The following is a 16,079-nucleotide window of genomic DNA, read 5'->3' as shown; positions in this document are numbered from 1 at the left end:
CATAGAGCAGAACAAGCCATCCAGGTAAAATCTACTCCCCTTTAAAAACAGGAGGTCTTTTTTCACTGAAAGCATCAAGCGCCTCCACTCTGTCTTTTGTAGGAATGGTTACTTCATAGGCTTTGGCCTCGATTGCAAGCCCTGTCTGCAGGTCGGTTTCCATACCGTGCTTGATGGAGTACTTTGCCTGCTGCACAGCGATCGGTCCGTTCTTCAGGATGGCGGCAGCATATTCTACACATGCCGGCAACAGTTCTTCTCTAGTCACCGCTTTATTCAGAATGCCGTATTGCCAGGCTTCATCAGCCTTCATTTTCTTGGCTGTCAGAATAAGCTCCATCGCTTTAGCCTGCCCAATTAATCGCGGAAGCCGCTGTGTTCCACCTGCACCCGGAATAATCGCCCAGCTAAGCTCAGTCAGGCCCATGGAAGCTGAATCAACGGAAACTCTGATGTCGCATGCAAGCGCCAGTTCAAACCCGCCACCGAACGCATGGCCGTTAATTGCGGCGATCGTAGGCTGCGGAAGCGCCTCAACCGCAGAAAATACATCACGGATTTTTCGTACGTTGCGTTTAACATCGGCCTCTGAGAGGGTGCGCCGCTCTTTGAGGTCCGCTCCTGCGCTGAAGGCTTTCTCTCCTGCCCCTGTGAAAATAACAACACGGGCATCTTGATTATGATGGATTTCATCAACAACCTCACCGAGCCGCTGCAGTGTTCGATAGTTAAAGCAGTTCAGCACTTCAGGACGGTTTAACGTAACATAAGCGATATGGTCTTTTACTTCATAAAGAATAGCTTCCGGCATTTCATTCTCCCCTTACTCCTCTAAATTTTCAATGACGGCAGCGATGCCTTGCCCCACGCCGATGCACATCGTTGCCAGCCCATGCTTTACGTTTCGTTTCTTCATCTCATGAATTAGCGTCGTAAGGATTCTTGCACCGCTCGCTCCAAGCGGATGTCCAAAAGCAATCGCGCCGCCGTTTACATTTACCTTTTGCGGATCAAGCTCCAGCTGTTTGATGCACTCCAGAGATTGGGAGGCAAATGCTTCATTCAGTTCGATCAGACCAAGCTCCTCCAGAGTGATGCCCGCTCGCTGCACCGCTTTTCTGCTCGCTTCAATCGGCCCCAGCCCCATAACTGATGGCTCCAGACCGGCAACAGCAGAAGCCTTATAGCGCGCCAGAGGTTTCACGCCCAATTCCTTTGCTTTTTCAGCGCTCATCATCAACAGCACAGCTGCACCGTCATTCACTCCGGATGCATTTCCTGCAGTGATCGTGCCTCCGGCAAACAATGGTTTGAGCCCTGACAATTTTTCAGCTGTTGTACCTGGTCTAGGATGCTCATCCTTATCAAAAATGGTTTCATTGCCTTTTCTATCCTTTAAAACTACAGGAATGATTTCTTCGTTAAACCGCCCCGCTTCTATCGCTTTCTGGGCCCTGTGCTGGCTCTCTGCCGCAAAGCTGTCCTGCGCCTCACGGGAAACTCCAAAGCGCTGCGCCACATTTTCAGCCGTCTGCGGCATAGAGTCCGTTCCATACTTTTCATTAAGGAGCGGGTTGATGAACCGCCAGCCGATTGTTGTGTCAAACATCTTCATGTCGCCGCGCGGAAATTCCGCATCCGGCTTCGCCATTACGAAAGGTGCTCTTGTCATACTTTCCGTTCCGCCGACAATGAAAATATCTCCCTCATTCGCCATGATGGCCCTTGCTCCATAGATGACGGCATCAAGTCCGGAACCGCACAATCGATTGATCGTCGTGCCTCCAACCTCGACAGGAAGTCCTGCCAGTAACGCCGCCATGCGGGCTACGTTCCGGTTATCCTCTCCTGCACCATTTGCGTTTCCAAGAATAACTTCTTCAACCTCTGCAGCTGGTACTTTCGGATTTCTCTCCAGTAACGCCTTAATGGCAATACTGGCAAGGTCATCCGGCCGGACGTTTTTCAACCCGCCTTTGTAGCGGCCGATGGGCGTCCTCACTGCATCGACAATAACGGCTTCTCTCATTTGGTTACGCCGCCCTTCTCGATCATATAATCATAGACGCCGCGTCCGGTCTTGCGGCCAAGTCTTCCCGCTTTCACATATTTAACAAGAAGCGGACATGGACGGTATTTTTCACCGAGGGTCTGATGAAGATAGTTTAAGTTGTTAAGCCGTGTATCCAGACCGACAAGATCGCCAAGTTCAAACGGCCCCATCGGATAGTTTAAACCAAGCTTGATCGCTTTATCGATTTCTTCGGGAGTACCTACACCTTCCTGAAGCATATAGAACGCTTCGTTTCCGACCATCGCCGAGATCCGGCTCGTTACAAAGCCAGGAAACTCGTTAACAATGACCGTTTCTTTTCCCATCCGCTCTGCTGCTTCTTTTACCGCAGCTGCTGTTTCATCACTCGTCTCATGTCCCCTTACAATCTCAACAAGCGGCATCTTGTGGACCGGATTGAAAAAGTGCATGGCGATAACCTTTTCAGGACGCTGCGTAAATGAACCGATTTCAGTCGGGCTCATAGTCGATGTGTTTGTAGCTAAATAGCAGTGGTCTGGTGCTGTTTTGTCCAGCTCGGTGAATACAGCCTTTTTAATCTCAAGATTTTCCGGAACGGCTTCAATGATTAAGTCAGCCTGGCTTGCCGCTTCCGAAAGATGGCTGGAGTAAAAAAGCCGATTTTTTGCCGTTTCAGCTTCTTCTGCACCCAGCTTTCCTCTGGCAACACCTTTTGAAAAAATGGCTTCTATTTCACGTTCCGCGTTTTTTAGCGCTTCCTCCTGAACATCAACCAGCTGCACATGGAAGCCCCCTACTGCTGCACTGTAGGCAATTCCTCTGCCCATTACTCCTGATCCGACAACAACGATGGATTGCATCAATGGTATCTCCTCCACATTCCTTGAATGTTGCAAAAGCGAGCCCTGCTGCAGCCCGCTTTTTTTATTTTTCAGCTATAATAGATCCTTGAAAGTTTGTCTTCCTGAAGGAATGGAAGCTGGTTAGAACCAGCCACATTCCAGCATACAATCTATTTCCCTGTAAACACGGGCTTGCGTTTTTCCATGAATGCGGTAACCCCTTCTTTATGGTCCTGGGTGTAGCCCGCTGTTTTCTGTGCAAGTGCCTCATATTCCAGCACTTCGTTTAAATCGCTCTCCCAGCTTTTATTCATGTATCGTTTGATCAGACCAATTGCTTTCGTAGGCATATTCGCCAATCTCACCGCAAATGTCTCCACTTCCTGAACAAAAGCTTCATCGGATACAACCTTTGTGACAAGACCCAACTCTTTTGCCTGTTCAGCAGAAATTTTCTCGCCTAAAACAGCAAGTTCCATGGCTTTCGCATGTCCGACAAGCCTCGGAAGGAAGTACAGATTGCCTGAATCGGGCACAAGGCCTACATGGATGAATGCCTCGATAAAGCTCGCTTTTTCAGAAGCCAACCTGAAGTCACAGGCAAGTGCCAGACTCATTCCGGCGCCGGCTGCCACTCCGTTTACAGCAGCGATGACCGGCTTCTCAATGGAAACAAGCGCCTGGACCATTGGATTATAGCCTTGACGGAGAACCTCTCCGTAGTCAGGATTGTCGCTTCCGCCGAGATCCTGGCCGGAGCAGAACGCACGCCCTGCGCCAGTGATAACGATGGCACGGACTTCTTCATCTTTGCCGGCCGTTTTTAACGCGGAAAGCATCTCTTTATGCATCACACTCATGAACGCGTTGAGTTTGTCGGGCCTGTTCAGTGTAATCCAGGCTACTCCTGCTCTTGTTTCGTACATAATTGTTTCAAACATCAGCGCTCCTCCTTATTTCCCCTTAAAATTAGCCCGCCGTTTTTCAGCAAAAGCTTTCATTCCTTCCTTCTGGTCTTCAGAAGAAAACAGCAGATAGAAATTTTTTCTTTCAAACTGCATGCCGTCGAGAACAGAGTCATCGACCGCTTTATAGACCGTCTCTTTAATCAACCGTAAGGAGAGCGGCGCTTTGGAAGCGATGGTACGTGCAAATTTCATTGCTTCTTCTAACACGAGTTCAGGAGCTACTACCCTGTTGATCACCCCGTACTGATGAGCCTCCTTCGCAGTCATCGATTCACCGAGCCACAGCCATTCAAGTGCTTTTTTCTGCCCCATGAGCTTGGTCAGCTTGACTGTTCCTCCTGCACCTGGCATCACGCCAAGCTTGACTTCCGGAAAACCGAACTGTGCTTTTTCAGAAGCAAAAAGGATGTCACAGCACAGCGCAAGCTCAAACCCGCCGCCGAAACAAAATCCGCTTACTGCTCCGATAACCGGCTTCTTGATGGTGTGCAGCTGGTCCCAATCCTTGAACTGGTTAAGCAGTTCAAGCGTAATGGCATCGTCATTCATCATTTCATCGATATCGGCTCCAGCAGCAAATGCCCGGTCATTTCCGGTTAGAACGATCGCTTTCACTTGGTCATCACGGTCATATTGCTCAAAAGCAGACAGAAGCTCTGACACCATGCTTCGGTTGATGGCGTTAAGTACCTTGGGGCGGTTAAGCTCGATCAGGGCAATACCCTCTTCTACTTTTGACGTTATCGTTGTGAAATTACTCATTCACTTCCTCACCGATCATCAATGTAACGAGGTCTCCGGCAAAAGACATCAAGTCTTTGCCCGAAGCTTTTCCTTCAGCTGATTTCATCCCTGCTTTTAATGATTCATGATCGTCATAATACATTTCACAGAGCAAGTAGTATTTGCTTTCTCCCATTGGGGAGCCTACAATCTTTGTTACTTCCATTTTGCGAAGCCCTGGAATCTTTTTCGTTACCTCCGTATGTGTACCGAAATAATGGTCATCAAAACTTTCCTTGTTCTCCGGAGTTTTATAAAGTGCGATCAATTTTACCATTTGTATCTTCCTTTCGACTTGATTTTTTATGGTTCGTCATCATCAGCAGACAGCCTTACATCATTTCTATAAAACTGGCTGTTCCCCTTTTTCTTTTTTTGCTGTTTTCGTAACTGAAGCTGCTCTTGGGAGCGGTTTAGAAAAGAGTCTTCTTTTTCAGTTCATGTCTGCTACAGGCTTCATCGCTTCAAAGGGGTTTTTACAAGACTTGCAATATAGGATACTGCGGCATGCCGTTGGGCCGAAGATATTCTCCATGGTTACATATGAGGAGCCGCAATACGGACAATCGATGCACCACGGTTCCCCCATCACATGATTTGCCGGCGGAGGCGCAATCCCAAACTCTTTTAATCTCTCTTTGCCTTCTTCAGTAATCCGGTCTGTTGTCCAAGCCGGCGTGTAGACAAACTCCACATGAACTTCCTTCACACCTTCTACAGCACAGGCAGCCTGTTTAACATCTCTTTCAATGATATGAAGGGCCGGACAGCCAACGAACGTAGGCAGCGCTTTGATGAGTACAGAGCCTTCTCTTTCCTCAACATCTTCAATCATCCCCAGGTCCAGGATGCTTACAGAAGCAATCTCCGGGTCTTTTACATCCTTGAGGGCTGAGATCACTTTTTCTTTGAGATTCATAGATTGTATAACCATGCTGTCTCTCCTTTCCGGTCCTGCGTTTTGTTACCAGCCGGAAGCCGGGTTAGTGGCATACACTTCTGAAAGAGTGGAAAGGGCTTCAGCAAGGTCAGGCGTATGCTCGCCTTTCCGGCCGTTTCCGCTTTCAATCAGCGGCTCACCTGGTACTGTTATTCCGGTTTCCGAGAATACTTTCTCAATCCTGTTAAGCCACCGTTTCTTCAGAAGCGGTTCATCTTCTATTAATCCAGCTTTTACGATCTCTCCATAAAATGGACCCAGCGTAAGTACTCCGCCAAAATCTCTCCATACTCTATCCACTGCTGACAGCATGCGGTGCTTCGCATCTTCTGTGCTCATTAAGAGCTGCTTGAACCAAATATCCCAGTGCATCAAATGGTAATACTGCTCTGTCATGATTTTCTTCGCTGCATTGGCCAGCGGTTCGTAGGAAGACATTCTCAGCGATTCCAGACGGATGTGTTTGTGGACCGCATAAAAATAGTTTCTTACGACGGCAAATGCCCAGTCATAGTCCGGTTTATCAAGATAGGTCCCGCTTCCGTTCACCCTTTCAAGCAGGATGGCATTGCGGAACTCTTCGGGTTTTCTGAGATGCGCAATGCGGTCCGCTTCTCCTTCACCAAGATCCTCCAAAAGGTGGTAGTACATTGATGCATGCCCCATCATGTCCTGATTGATGGAAGAAAACGCAACGTCTTCTTCGATATGGGGAGCGAGTCCAAGCCATTCCGATCCTCTGTAAGCCAGGATAAAGTCATCATCTGCCAGCTGATAGATCAATTCCTTGAGCGCTGTTTTTTCTTGTTGGTTTAATGTTTCTCCGGTCATCGGCTCTCTTCCCTTCCGCCCATAATGTGCTGTTCTGTAAACTGCTCCTGATTGTAGTCACGCCATTTTTTCTTCAGGTAACCATATCCTTTAGTTTCTCTATAGTCTTTATCCAGTCTTTTCAGCATTTCCCTTTCACTCTGGGTTAAGCCGCGGATGTTCTCCCGTTTGACGACCCAAATGTCAGCCACTGTCTCTCTGCGGAAGAAATTTTCCTTTGCCATGACAAGAGCCATATCTGCGTTCGGCGCAAGCAGGCTGAACTGATGCTGAAAAGGAGCTTTATCTGTCTTCTTGCTGAACACTTCATACACGTTATAAAAATGGTTTCCTTGTTCGCTCATTCGTTATCCACTCTCCTCCGCTTTAGATCGCCTTTTGGGCGGCAAGTGCCTCCCGAACCCAGCCGTTGTTGTCATATGAACTTCTTCTCAAATCCAATCGTTCCTGTGAACGCGGCCCATTTCCTGAAACAATCTGTTTAAATTCATTCCAGTCGACATCCTGATACACCCACATTTGTGTCACTTCATCAAAATGGATCGTTTCATCTGGAATGGTAAGGCCGAGCGCCCAGACGCGCGGAATATATTTGGTGAAGAACTCCTGGCGAAGATCTTCATTCGTTTTCGTACGGATTTTATACATGATGTTCTTATCGGCGTTCGAATTGCCCGTTTCTTTTGCTGACTTCGGACCAAAGAACATAATCAGTGACGTCCACCAGCGGTTAAGGGAATCCTGCAGCAATGCTCGCTGTTCAGGTGTACCTTCAGCAAGGGCTAAAATAATGCTCTCGCCATGCTGAGCATGGAAAACTTCTTCTGCACAAATACGCTTTAACGCTCTTGCGTATGGCCCGTATGATGAATCGAGCATCATGCTCTGCGAGATGATGGCTGCTCCGTCCACTAGCCAGGCGATCATTCCGGCATCGCCCCAAGTCGGTGCCTCCATATGAAAGACGTTGTGAAATTTCAGACGGCCGGAGAACAGATCCTGCATGATGTCTTCTCTTGTTTTCCCGTGAGGAGCCATGAGATCCTCCGCAACACGCAATAAGAGCTGGCCGTGCCCCATTTCATCCTGCACTTTCGCCATAATCGCTAATTTACGGTGAAGGGATGGCGCTTTTGGGACCCACTCCTTTTCTGGAAGCGCTCCCATAATTTCCGAAATGCCATGCATAGAAATGAGACGAATGAGATTTGTTCTATAATCATCCGGCATCCAATCATCGGCTTCTATCTTTTCACCGCGGTTGATTCGATCCATAAAGTGCTGGTGCTTTTCATCGTTCGTTAACTGTTCAAAGCTGAGACCTGCCTGCACAATAAGCCCTCCTAATTATATTACGTTTATTTACCGTTATTATAAAATATCGTCATATAAATAACAACCAACTATACACCTAATTGAGCGGTTTTATGCCTGACCACCCGAACTGCCTTCCCTTCAGACCTTGGAATGGAGCCCGGTGGAAGCAGATGGATATCCAGATTTACAAGACAGCTGCTTTTAACCGCATGCTTGATTCGGTCTTTGAGCAATTCCAATTCCACATGGTCAAGGTTTTGTTCCATGCGTGTGAAACAAGCTTCTGTAATCTCTACGTGAAGCTGAACATTCTCTTTAAAACCGTCTGCATGAACGTGGAGCTGATAATGAGGAACAAGATCCTCAGCTTTCAGAAGACAGTCCTCAATTTCGGATGGAAAAACGTTGACACCGCGGATAATGAGCATATCATCAATCCGGCCTTTAACACGTGACATCCTGACGGAAGTGCGTCCACAGACGCATTTTCCCGTACGAAGCGAAGCGATATCGCCTGTGCGGTACCTTATGACAGGGAAGGCTTCTTTCGTTAAACTAGTAAACACAAGCTCGCCCGTTTCCCCCTCAGGAACTGGTTCAAGTGTGTCAGGGTCGATCACTTCAACAAAAAAGTGGTCATCCATGATGTGAAGTCCGTCCTGTGCTTCATGGCACTCCATGGCTACCCCCGGCCCCATCACTTCACTGAGTCCATAGATGTCCATCGCTTTAATATTCAGCTTTTCTTCTAGAGCAGTCCTCATCTCCTCTGACCAAGGCTCTGCACCAAATATGCCGTATTTTAAGGAAGTAGCGCGAGGATCCTTGCCTATTTTCTCCATCTTTTCTGCAATAGTCAGGATATAGGACGGAGTTCCGCAGATCACCTCTGGCTTAAAGTCTTCAATGAGCAGGATTTGGCGTTCCGTGTTGCCTCCAGACACCGGTACAGTCACCATCCCCAGGCGTTCTGAGCCGAAATGAAGGCCAAGTCCTCCTGTAAAGAGGCCGTAACCGTATGCGTTATGAAGGAATTTTCCAGGCTCACCTCCGCCGATCGCGATACACCGTGCCACCATTGCGCTCCAGTTTTCAATATCTTTTGCCGTATATCCAACGACGGTAGGCTTCCCGCTCGTACCCGAAGAAGCATGAACGCGTGTCAGCTCTTTTGTATCCACCGCAAAAAGGCCAAAGGGGTAATGATCCCTTAGATCCTTTTTTACGGTGAACGGCAATTTTTTTATATCTTCCAGCGTATGAATATCCTCAGGCGCTATCCCTTTTTCCACAAATGCTTTTCGGTAAAAAGGGACTCTCTCATATACCTTCCCAGCTGTTTCCTTAAGTCTTGATAACTGAAGTTCCTGCTTTCCCCCTCGTTCCATGCATTCGATTTCCCGATCAAAGATCAACTTCATTCACCTCTTCTTTAGTTTGTAAGCCCTTTCATTTTTAGTTATTAAGTATGACGTTTTATTTTCGTTTTAATTATATATGTAATACTATTTTCTAAAGCTTATCGTTTTACGATTATTCTGTCAAATGGAAGATGAGCAAAAAAAGACAGCTGTAGCCTCATGCCATAGCTGTCTTTATTAATGAATTTTATTAAAGCAGATTGTATATATAATGATTCGTGGAACAAATGAAACGCTCCATCATTTAGTCTTACAGAGCTTTTTAATTAATAGAGCAAGTCCAAAAATTCTTCTCTCGTTACATTTCCAAAATAATGGCTCATGTCTGCATCTTCAAGCGCTTTTTCAATGTCTCCTCTGTCATAGCGGGTGCCGATCAGCCGCTCTTCGATGTCACGTACATCGCCTACTCCAAAGAAATCACCGTAAATTTTACATTCACGCATGATGCCTTTCTCAATTTGAAGTTTCACATCTACTGAACCACCAGCAAAACGGTTGGAAAGCTCCACGTTGGATTTCGGAGAGTTACCATAGTTCCAATCCCAATTGCGGTATCTTTCTTCTGATAACTTATTAATTTGTTCCCAATCTTTCTCGGTCAGTTCATAGCGCGGGATTTCCTCAAATTCTTCGAACAAGTACGCAAGTAGAATCTGCTTGAATTCCTCCATCGTCATTTCTTTATTCATATGCTCTTTAATATTCGTAACCCTACTGCGAATCGACTTGATGCCTTTCGATTGAATCTTATCTAATTTTACATTAAGAGCAGAGACAACATTTTCAATTTCAGAATCAAACATAAGTGTACCGTGGCTAAACATTCTGCCTCGGGTAGTAAACATAGCGTTTCCTGAAATTTTCTTCCCGTCAACGAGAATATCATTTCTTCCGCTAAGCTCCGCATTAAGACCCAGTTTATTCAGTGCCTTGACGACAGGATCGGTAAACTTTTTAAAATCATGAAAAGAATTGCCATCATCTTTCGTAATGAAGCTGAAGTTCAGGTTGCCGGTATCATGGTAGACCGCTCCCCCGCCTGATAGTCGGCGGACGACATGGATTCCGTGCTCCCGAACATAATCAGCATTGATCTCCTCTACCGTATTCTGGTTCTTCCCGATAATAATAGAAGGTTCATTAATATAAAATAAAAGATACGTTTCGTTAATATCCAGGTTTTTTAAAGCGTATTCCTCAATGGCAAGGTTTACTCTGGGATCCGTAATATTACGGTTATCAATAAACAGCATAGCTTATTCTCCTTCACTGCTCAGTTAGAAAAAATTTCTCCTTTTTCGTTATACAACTCTTTTAGAAGAATAGCAAGCTGTCAGACTTCTCATTCCCTAACAATTTATGGTTATATTTTATCCTTCCCACATCCACCCGGCAGATGCGGTTTCCACTTTGCCGCTAAACCTCTCTGACGCTTGTTCGATTAGCTGGTTATGGTCACCGAAATGCGGAAGATGCGTGAGTAACAGATGAGGAATATCCGCTTTGGCTGCAATGTTTGCAGCATCATGAGAGTTCATATGTCCAGGGCCGCCTCCATCTTGATCACTGTAGAAATTGCATTCTGAAATAAGCAGATCTGCACCTTTGCTAAAGTGAACAAAGTCAGAGAGATAAGCAGAATCTGCTGTATATACGAAGGTTTTGCTTCCATCTGTAATTCTCATCGCATAGCATGGTGCCGGATGCTTTGTCTCCATAAAGGAGATATGAAACGGACCGATCTGGAGCAGCTGTTCCGGGAAGTAGGCTTTACCCGCAGTAGCTGAACGGTACGTTAAGCTCTGGAAACCCTTTTGATCTTTTGTATGGCCATAAACCGGCAGTGTTGGAATACTTTTCTGCAAAAAGGATTGAACGAGCCGGCCATACTGAAGGACGCCAATATCTGCCACATGGTCATGATGATAGTGCGACAGGATCACAGCATTCAATTCCTCAACCCCTATATAGTTCTGCAGGCTGGACAAAACACCGCTCCCGCAGTCAATCAGCAGATTAAAGCCCTCATGCTGCAGAAGATAACCCGAAGTAGCTTCTCCTTTTCCCGGATAGCCGCCCCAATACCCAATTACTGTTAGCTTCACTTCATTCACTTCCTTATGATTTTACTCCTAGTATAACCTTAAAAGGTGCCAGGCACCGCCTTTTGACATATGTCAAAGACGGGTGCCTGGCACCTAAACGAAAGGAAAGGAAAGCCTTCTATTCTTTTACGGCTCCTGATGTAAGGCCGGAAACAATTCTGCGCTGGAACAACAGAACCATGATAACGAGCGGAACAGTAACAATAACCGTTGCTGCTGTGATATCGCCCCAAGGTACGGTGAACTGCCCTTCAAACATCGCAATCCCGACTGGAACTGTTTTTAATTTATCATCGGTGTTGATGGTTAAGGCGAACAGGAATTCATTCCATGCTGCGATAAATACGAGAATCGCTGTTGTAAAGATTCCCGGCACAGCAAGCGGCAGTATAACTTTCCAGTACGTCTGCATCAAGGTTGCTCCATCCATCTTTGCTGCTTCCTCCAGATCAAACGGGATCTTGCGGAAGAAGGTAACCAGAATCCAGATCGACAGCGGAAGCGTAACCGTTGTATAGGGAATGATCAAACCTAAGTAGCTGTTGGTCAATCCGATATTCTTCAATAGAATGTAGATCGGTGAAATGGTAGCGATCTGGGGGAACATGGATACCGAGAGCACCAGCCCCAAAATAACTGTCTTCCCTTTAAACTGAAGCCTCGCGATCGCGTAAGCTGTGAATGATGCGATTAAAACTGTATATACCGTCGTAACACCCGAAACAACGAAGCTGTTCCATAAGTATTTAAGAAACGGATAGTTAGTGAATACAGACACATAGTTTTTAAAAGTAGGATGGTCTGTAAACGGATGGAACGCCTTATCCCCAAACAGCTCTGAAACTGGCTTAATCGAGCTTAACAGCATCCATAAGAACGGGAACATGACGAGAAACACAAAGATTGCAAGAAAGATATAAAACAGCGGTCCTGCTTTTTTATTCACGAATTCTCACTCCTTTTTACAGTAACTGCCCTACTTGTCGTTTAACAGGTCACGGCCAAGAAACTTGATGAAAATCATGGAAATGACGGCAACACAGACAAAGACGATAACCGACAGTGCTGAACCGTCCCCGAAATTGGTCTGTTCGAACATCCTTTTGTACGCCAGGATCGATATTGTTTCCGTTGAGTTGGCAGGACCTCCGCCTGTCAGTACATAGACAAGGTCAAATACCCGGAAAGCATCGAGTGTTCTGAACAGCAAGGCTACCAGAATACTGGATTTTAACAAAGGCAGTGTAATGGTCGTGAACTGCTTCCATTTGGTCGCTCCATCAATGGACGCGGCCTCGTAGAGTGAAGATGAGATTGTCTGCAGGCCGGCTAAGAGCAATAACGCCATATATGGAGTCGTTTTCCAGACATCCGTAAAAATAATAGAAAACATGGCTCCGATATTGCTTGTCAGGAGATCCGTCGCATTATCAACGAGTCCGATTTTCTCAAAAATCTTAGCGACGATCCCATTCTGGCCATCATATAAGAACTGCCACATTTTCGCAGAAACGGCGGTTGGAATCGCCCAAGGAATGAGGATCGTCGCCCTGACCAGACCTCTTCCAAAGAAAGCTTTATTGATCAATACAGCAATCGCAAGTCCAAGTACCAGTTCTATAAAAACGGAAATGATGGTAAACGCGCTTGTATTCCAAATCGCCATCCACATCCGCTTATCCGTCAGATTGCTCTTGTAATGGTCAAATCCGATAAAGTTAGGCTTAATTACCGCTTCGTTCAGGGAAGAAGACAAGCCGAGAGCATCCTCTTCACTCTTAAGCCCCTTAAGGTCCTTTACTTGTGTGGATACTTTATGAAGCGTCTTATCAAGCTTCATTGCATCAGCTTTATCAACCTTTACCGAGCTTAGCTCTTCACTTACCGGCTCCATGTTCGTCAGTTTGTCATCGACTTGCTCATATTTTTTCTTAACAGCAGCATCACTTTGTATGCCTGTATCAACATCTTTTAGCTCTTTAATCAATCCATTTAGCGTGTCAGCCGTTGACCCCTTTGCTTTCCCTGCCTCGTCTTCGAGTGTACTGATCAGAAAAGGGTAACTGTTTAAATACTTTTCAAGGTCAATATGGTAACTCAAGTTTACTTCGGATTTTGTCGGGTTATTTAATCTGAGGTCAAACAGGCTGTAATAAAACGATTGAAGTACGGGCCATACTGCGATAAGTAGAATTAAAATCAAAGATGGGGCAACAAGCATATAGCCCAATCTGCTTTCAGACGCTTTTCGTTTTTTTCCTGAAGAAGGCTTTACCTGCTTTGGCTGTTTCTCTGGATTTAGCTTTACTTCCACGTTTGTCCACTCCTTACATAACGAATGCCATCGATGGACTGGCGAAGCAACAGTCCATCCATTTCATTCTGGAATCGATACCACTAATAATTTTGCATAAGCCTCCATATACATGAAGGCTTATGCATTTACTTGTCGAGTCTATTACTTTTCAAGCTTTGCAGAGATTTCTTTTTGCATGTTTTTAGCTGCTTGTTCCGGTGTGATTTCTTTAGCGATCGCTTTGGAAATCTGGATTTGGATGATATCTGAGATTTCAGTGTAGTTCGGTGCTACCGGACGGGATACCGCTGATTTAAGAGCGTTTACGAATCCTTCTTCTTTAAAGTAAGGATTTGCTTTTTGAACATCTGGATCGTCGAACAATTTGTTGAGCGTTGGAGCATGTCCGCCATTGATCGCATCAAGCTTCTGTCCTTCTTCACCCGCCATAAATTTAAGGAATAACCAAGCTTCTTTCGGTACATCAGTATTCTTGTTGATACCCGCTTGCCATCCGCCAAGTGCAGCAGCAGGTCCTTTGTCACCAGCTGGAAGCGGTGCTACGCCAATTTTGCCTACAATTTTAGATTGTGACTTATCATTAGCAAGAGCATATTGATACGGCCAGTTGCGGATGAACGCAGATTGTCCGTTAATGAATGCTGTATGAGACTCAGGCTCTGCGAATGTCGTTACGTTTTTAGGTACAACATCAGAAGTAGCAACTTCTACAAGTTTTTTGATCCCTTTTACAGCTTGTGGAGAATCTACGACAACTTCTCCTTTGTCATTGATAATCTCTCCGCCGTAAGAAGCGATAAATTCAACCGCGTTACATACAAGTCCTTCATATTGCTTTGCCTGCATCAAGTATCCGAACTTCGTACCGCCTTTTCCTTTATCTGCTTTTGCCTGTTTTAAAAGATCATCCCACGTTTTCGGCGGTGATTTTACAAGGTCTGTACGATAGAAAAGCATACCGGCATCGATGAACTTTGGAAGTGCCCATTGTTTTCCTTTAAATTTCGAAGCGCTCAATGCACCTTCGTTATACTCGTCCAGCTTTACACCGTCTTTTTGGATGAAACGGTCCAGCGGCATAACGTAGCCCGCCTGTGCAAACTCTGCCGGCCACACAACATCCATATCAAAGACATCGATCTCATCTGATTTGGCGTTGAACGCTGTTACGTAAGCATTATGCTGCTTTCCTGTGTCAGCAGGCATCTCACGGAATTTAACATCGATGTTCGGGTACTTCTTCTCGAACGCTGCTACCATCTTTTGCGTAGCATGTGTGTCATCTTTACCGCGGGCATAAATCAACTCGACTTTTTTACCCTTGCTTCCAGAATCCTTTGACTTTTCGTCTGTGCTCGCTTTGTTGTCACTGCACGCGGACAAAACGAGTGAAAGAGCAAGTGATGTTGTAATGACCTTTGAGATTTTTTTGATGTTCATCAAGGTTATCCCCCTTTAATATAGTACGCGGACTGCTGATTCCATTAATGGAATCAGGTAGACCGCCGTTTAACCAGTTTAAAATCAAGCTGTATTTCCTTTTTCTTGCTTGGCAGTTTCTTTTCTATCGTTTGAATCATTTGTTCCATTGCCCGCTTTGCAATTTCCTCTATCGGCTGCTCAATCGTCGTCAAACCGATCAAATCTGCAATTGGCTGGTCATCGAAACCTATGATGGCTAAATCATCCGGTACTCGCCATTGATGATTGACCGCTTCCTTCCAGATTCCTGCTGCTACTTCATCACTTCCGGTAAACACTGCCGTAGGAGGGTTCTGCATGCTTGCGATAGTTTGAAAAATCCGCTTTCCATCCTCGATGCTGTATGCACTTGTCAGGAACCACTCATCGTTGACAGGAAGCCCTGCCTCAGCCAATGCCTTCTTATAGCCTTTGTACCGGTCAGAAGCTACGCGCGATGCGGTGTTGTCCCCCGAGCAATATCCAATTTTCGTATGGCCTTGCTCGATGAGATGCCGCGTCCCTATGTAACCGCCTTCAACCTGATTTAAATAAACGGTTGGTACATCGGCTTCATCATTGTATTCATTGCATAACATGATCGGCCCAAAGTTCATATACGGTTCAATGTCACTCCATTCATTCTCGATGGACGTGAGGATCAACCCGTCTACTTGCTTCGTTTTCAGTAATTCAAGATAATTGATCTCCTGATTGCGGCTGTAGCTCGTCTGGCAGAGAATAAGCTGGTATCCTTTATCGGACGCATAGTTTCCCATGACCTCAACCATTTGGCTGAAGAAGGGATTTGTGATCCTTGGGACATAAACGGCAATGGTTTCAGTCTGCTGCTTTCTTAGCCGGCGTGCAGAAGAATTAGGTACATAATTTAACTCTTCCATCGCATTCATAACGAGTCTTTTCTTTTCATCCGTAACATATGGATGCTGATTGATTACTCTGGAGACTGTTGTTCTCGATAATCCGGCCAGCTTTGCTACATCTTGAATAGTCGCCATTGCGTTTCTCCTTCATTTCTCACTATGAAATCGAAAT

General features: G+C 45.8%; 17 protein-coding genes. All 17 read right to left on the bottom strand.

What is annotated here, in order from left to right:
• Nucleotides 1–31: 31 nt before the first annotated feature.
• A complete protein-coding gene (locus LCY76_RS04770; RefSeq protein WP_248251660.1) occupies nucleotides 32–811 on the bottom strand; it encodes an enoyl-CoA hydratase-related protein in 780 nt (259 codons plus the stop codon).
• A 12-nt stretch (nucleotides 812–823) separates the two neighbouring features.
• Nucleotides 824–2,029, bottom strand: coding sequence for a thiolase family protein (locus tag LCY76_RS04765; RefSeq protein ID WP_248251659.1), 1,206 nt, complete (start codon nucleotides 2,027–2,029; stop codon nucleotides 824–826).
• Nucleotides 2,026–2,898 (bottom strand): 3-hydroxyacyl-CoA dehydrogenase, encoded by an 873-nt coding sequence (locus LCY76_RS04760; protein WP_248251658.1) that lies wholly within the window; start codon nucleotides 2,896–2,898, stop codon nucleotides 2,026–2,028. Before LCY76_RS04760 ends, LCY76_RS04765 begins: the two co-directional genes overlap by 4 nt.
• Before the next feature lie 149 nt (nucleotides 2,899–3,047).
• The gene (locus LCY76_RS04755) at nucleotides 3,048–3,818 is read right to left on the bottom strand and encodes an enoyl-CoA hydratase-related protein (protein ID WP_248251657.1); all 771 of its coding nucleotides are present in this window, start codon (nucleotides 3,816–3,818) and stop codon (nucleotides 3,048–3,050) included.
• A gap of 12 nt (nucleotides 3,819–3,830) precedes the next feature.
• Nucleotides 3,831–4,607: an enoyl-CoA hydratase/isomerase family protein gene (locus LCY76_RS04750; RefSeq protein ID WP_248251656.1), complete on the bottom strand. Its 777-nt coding sequence runs from the start codon at nucleotides 4,605–4,607 to the stop codon at nucleotides 3,831–3,833.
• A complete protein-coding gene (locus tag LCY76_RS04745) occupies nucleotides 4,600–4,905 on the bottom strand; it encodes an EthD family reductase (protein ID WP_248251655.1) in 306 nt (101 codons plus the stop codon). The genes LCY76_RS04750 and LCY76_RS04745 overlap by 8 nt, the downstream gene beginning before the upstream one ends.
• A gap of 156 nt (nucleotides 4,906–5,061) precedes the next feature.
• Complete coding sequence (gene paaD / locus LCY76_RS04740; protein WP_248251654.1) at nucleotides 5,062–5,562, bottom strand: 1,2-phenylacetyl-CoA epoxidase subunit PaaD; 501 nt, start codon at nucleotides 5,560–5,562, stop codon at nucleotides 5,062–5,064.
• 30 nt (nucleotides 5,563–5,592) lie between these two features.
• On the bottom strand, nucleotides 5,593–6,399 hold the full coding sequence (gene paaC, locus LCY76_RS04735) for a 1,2-phenylacetyl-CoA epoxidase subunit PaaC (RefSeq protein ID WP_248251653.1): 807 nt from the start codon (nucleotides 6,397–6,399) through the stop codon (nucleotides 5,593–5,595).
• Entirely contained in the window at nucleotides 6,396–6,743 is a 348-nt protein-coding gene (paaB, locus tag LCY76_RS04730; RefSeq protein WP_248251652.1) for a 1,2-phenylacetyl-CoA epoxidase subunit PaaB, read from the bottom strand. The genes paaC and paaB overlap by 4 nt, the downstream gene beginning before the upstream one ends.
• 22 nt (nucleotides 6,744–6,765) lie before the next feature.
• Nucleotides 6,766–7,674 carry a 1,2-phenylacetyl-CoA epoxidase subunit PaaA gene (paaA, locus tag LCY76_RS04725; RefSeq protein ID WP_419714975.1) on the bottom strand — a complete coding sequence of 303 codons (909 nt, stop codon included), beginning with the start codon at nucleotides 7,672–7,674 and terminating at the stop codon, nucleotides 6,766–6,768.
• A gap of 128 nt (nucleotides 7,675–7,802) precedes the next feature.
• Complete coding sequence (locus LCY76_RS04720; protein ID WP_419714974.1) at nucleotides 7,803–9,128, bottom strand: phenylacetate--CoA ligase family protein; 1,326 nt, start codon at nucleotides 9,126–9,128, stop codon at nucleotides 7,803–7,805.
• 275 nt (nucleotides 9,129–9,403) lie between these two features.
• Nucleotides 9,404–10,393, bottom strand: a complete 990-nt coding sequence (lplA, locus tag LCY76_RS04715) for a lipoate--protein ligase (protein WP_248251649.1) — start codon at nucleotides 10,391–10,393, stop codon at nucleotides 9,404–9,406.
• A 117-nt stretch (nucleotides 10,394–10,510) separates the two neighbouring features.
• Entirely contained in the window at nucleotides 10,511–11,245 is a 735-nt protein-coding gene (locus LCY76_RS04710; RefSeq protein WP_248251648.1) for an MBL fold metallo-hydrolase, read from the bottom strand.
• A 118-nt stretch (nucleotides 11,246–11,363) separates the two neighbouring features.
• Nucleotides 11,364–12,191 carry a carbohydrate ABC transporter permease gene (locus LCY76_RS04705; protein WP_053355526.1) on the bottom strand — a complete coding sequence of 276 codons (828 nt, stop codon included), beginning with the start codon at nucleotides 12,189–12,191 and terminating at the stop codon, nucleotides 11,364–11,366.
• A 30-nt stretch (nucleotides 12,192–12,221) separates the two neighbouring features.
• On the bottom strand, nucleotides 12,222–13,466 hold the full coding sequence (locus LCY76_RS04700; protein ID WP_248254592.1) for a carbohydrate ABC transporter permease: 1,245 nt from the start codon (nucleotides 13,464–13,466) through the stop codon (nucleotides 12,222–12,224).
• A 237-nt stretch (nucleotides 13,467–13,703) separates the two neighbouring features.
• Nucleotides 13,704–15,002, bottom strand: coding sequence for an ABC transporter substrate-binding protein (locus tag LCY76_RS04695; protein WP_053355527.1), 1,299 nt, complete (start codon nucleotides 15,000–15,002; stop codon nucleotides 13,704–13,706).
• A 53-nt stretch (nucleotides 15,003–15,055) separates the two neighbouring features.
• Nucleotides 15,056–16,042 carry a LacI family DNA-binding transcriptional regulator gene (locus LCY76_RS04690; RefSeq protein WP_248251647.1) on the bottom strand — a complete coding sequence of 329 codons (987 nt, stop codon included), beginning with the start codon at nucleotides 16,040–16,042 and terminating at the stop codon, nucleotides 15,056–15,058.
• Nucleotides 16,043–16,079 lie beyond the last annotated feature (37 nt).

Origin of the sequence: Fictibacillus marinisediminis, assembly GCF_023149135.1 — a bacterium.
GTDB classification, from domain to species: domain Bacteria; phylum Bacillota; class Bacilli; order Bacillales; family Fictibacillaceae; genus Fictibacillus_C; species Fictibacillus_C marinisediminis.
This window is presented reverse-complemented; position numbering and strand designations above follow the sequence as displayed.

What these genes read in the sequence shown, in the direction of transcription:
- LCY76_RS04770 (WP_248251660.1), bottom strand. Translation starts at nt 811, where the DNA reads ATGCCGGAAGCTATTCTTTATGAAGTAAAAGACCATATCGCTTATGTT.
- LCY76_RS04765 (WP_248251659.1), bottom strand. Translation starts at nt 2,029, where the DNA reads ATGAGAGAAGCCGTTATTGTCGATGCAGTGAGGACGCCCATCGGCCGC.
- LCY76_RS04755 (WP_248251657.1), bottom strand. Translation starts at nt 3,818, where the DNA reads ATGTTTGAAACAATTATGTACGAAACAAGAGCAGGAGTAGCCTGGATT.
- LCY76_RS04750 (WP_248251656.1), bottom strand. Translation starts at nt 4,607, where the DNA reads ATGAGTAATTTCACAACGATAACGTCAAAAGTAGAAGAGGGTATTGCC.
- LCY76_RS04745 (WP_248251655.1), bottom strand. Translation starts at nt 4,905, where the DNA reads ATGGTAAAATTGATCGCACTTTATAAAACTCCGGAGAACAAGGAAAGT.
- paaD (WP_248251654.1), bottom strand. Translation starts at nt 5,562, where the DNA reads ATGGTTATACAATCTATGAATCTCAAAGAAAAAGTGATCTCAGCCCTC.
- paaC (WP_248251653.1), bottom strand. Translation starts at nt 6,399, where the DNA reads ATGACCGGAGAAACATTAAACCAACAAGAAAAAACAGCGCTCAAGGAA.
- paaB (WP_248251652.1), bottom strand. Translation starts at nt 6,743, where the DNA reads ATGAGCGAACAAGGAAACCATTTTTATAACGTGTATGAAGTGTTCAGC.
- paaA (WP_419714975.1), bottom strand. Translation starts at nt 7,674, where the DNA reads ATGGATCGAATCAACCGCGGTGAAAAGATAGAAGCCGATGATTGGATG.
- lplA (WP_248251649.1), bottom strand. Translation starts at nt 10,393, where the DNA reads ATGCTGTTTATTGATAACCGTAATATTACGGATCCCAGAGTAAACCTT.
- LCY76_RS04700 (WP_248254592.1), bottom strand. Translation starts at nt 13,466, where the DNA reads ATGCTTGTTGCCCCATCTTTGATTTTAATTCTACTTATCGCAGTATGG.
- LCY76_RS04695 (WP_053355527.1), bottom strand. Translation starts at nt 15,002, where the DNA reads ATGAACATCAAAAAAATCTCAAAGGTCATTACAACATCACTTGCTCTT.
- LCY76_RS04690 (WP_248251647.1), bottom strand. Translation starts at nt 16,042, where the DNA reads ATGGCGACTATTCAAGATGTAGCAAAGCTGGCCGGATTATCGAGAACA.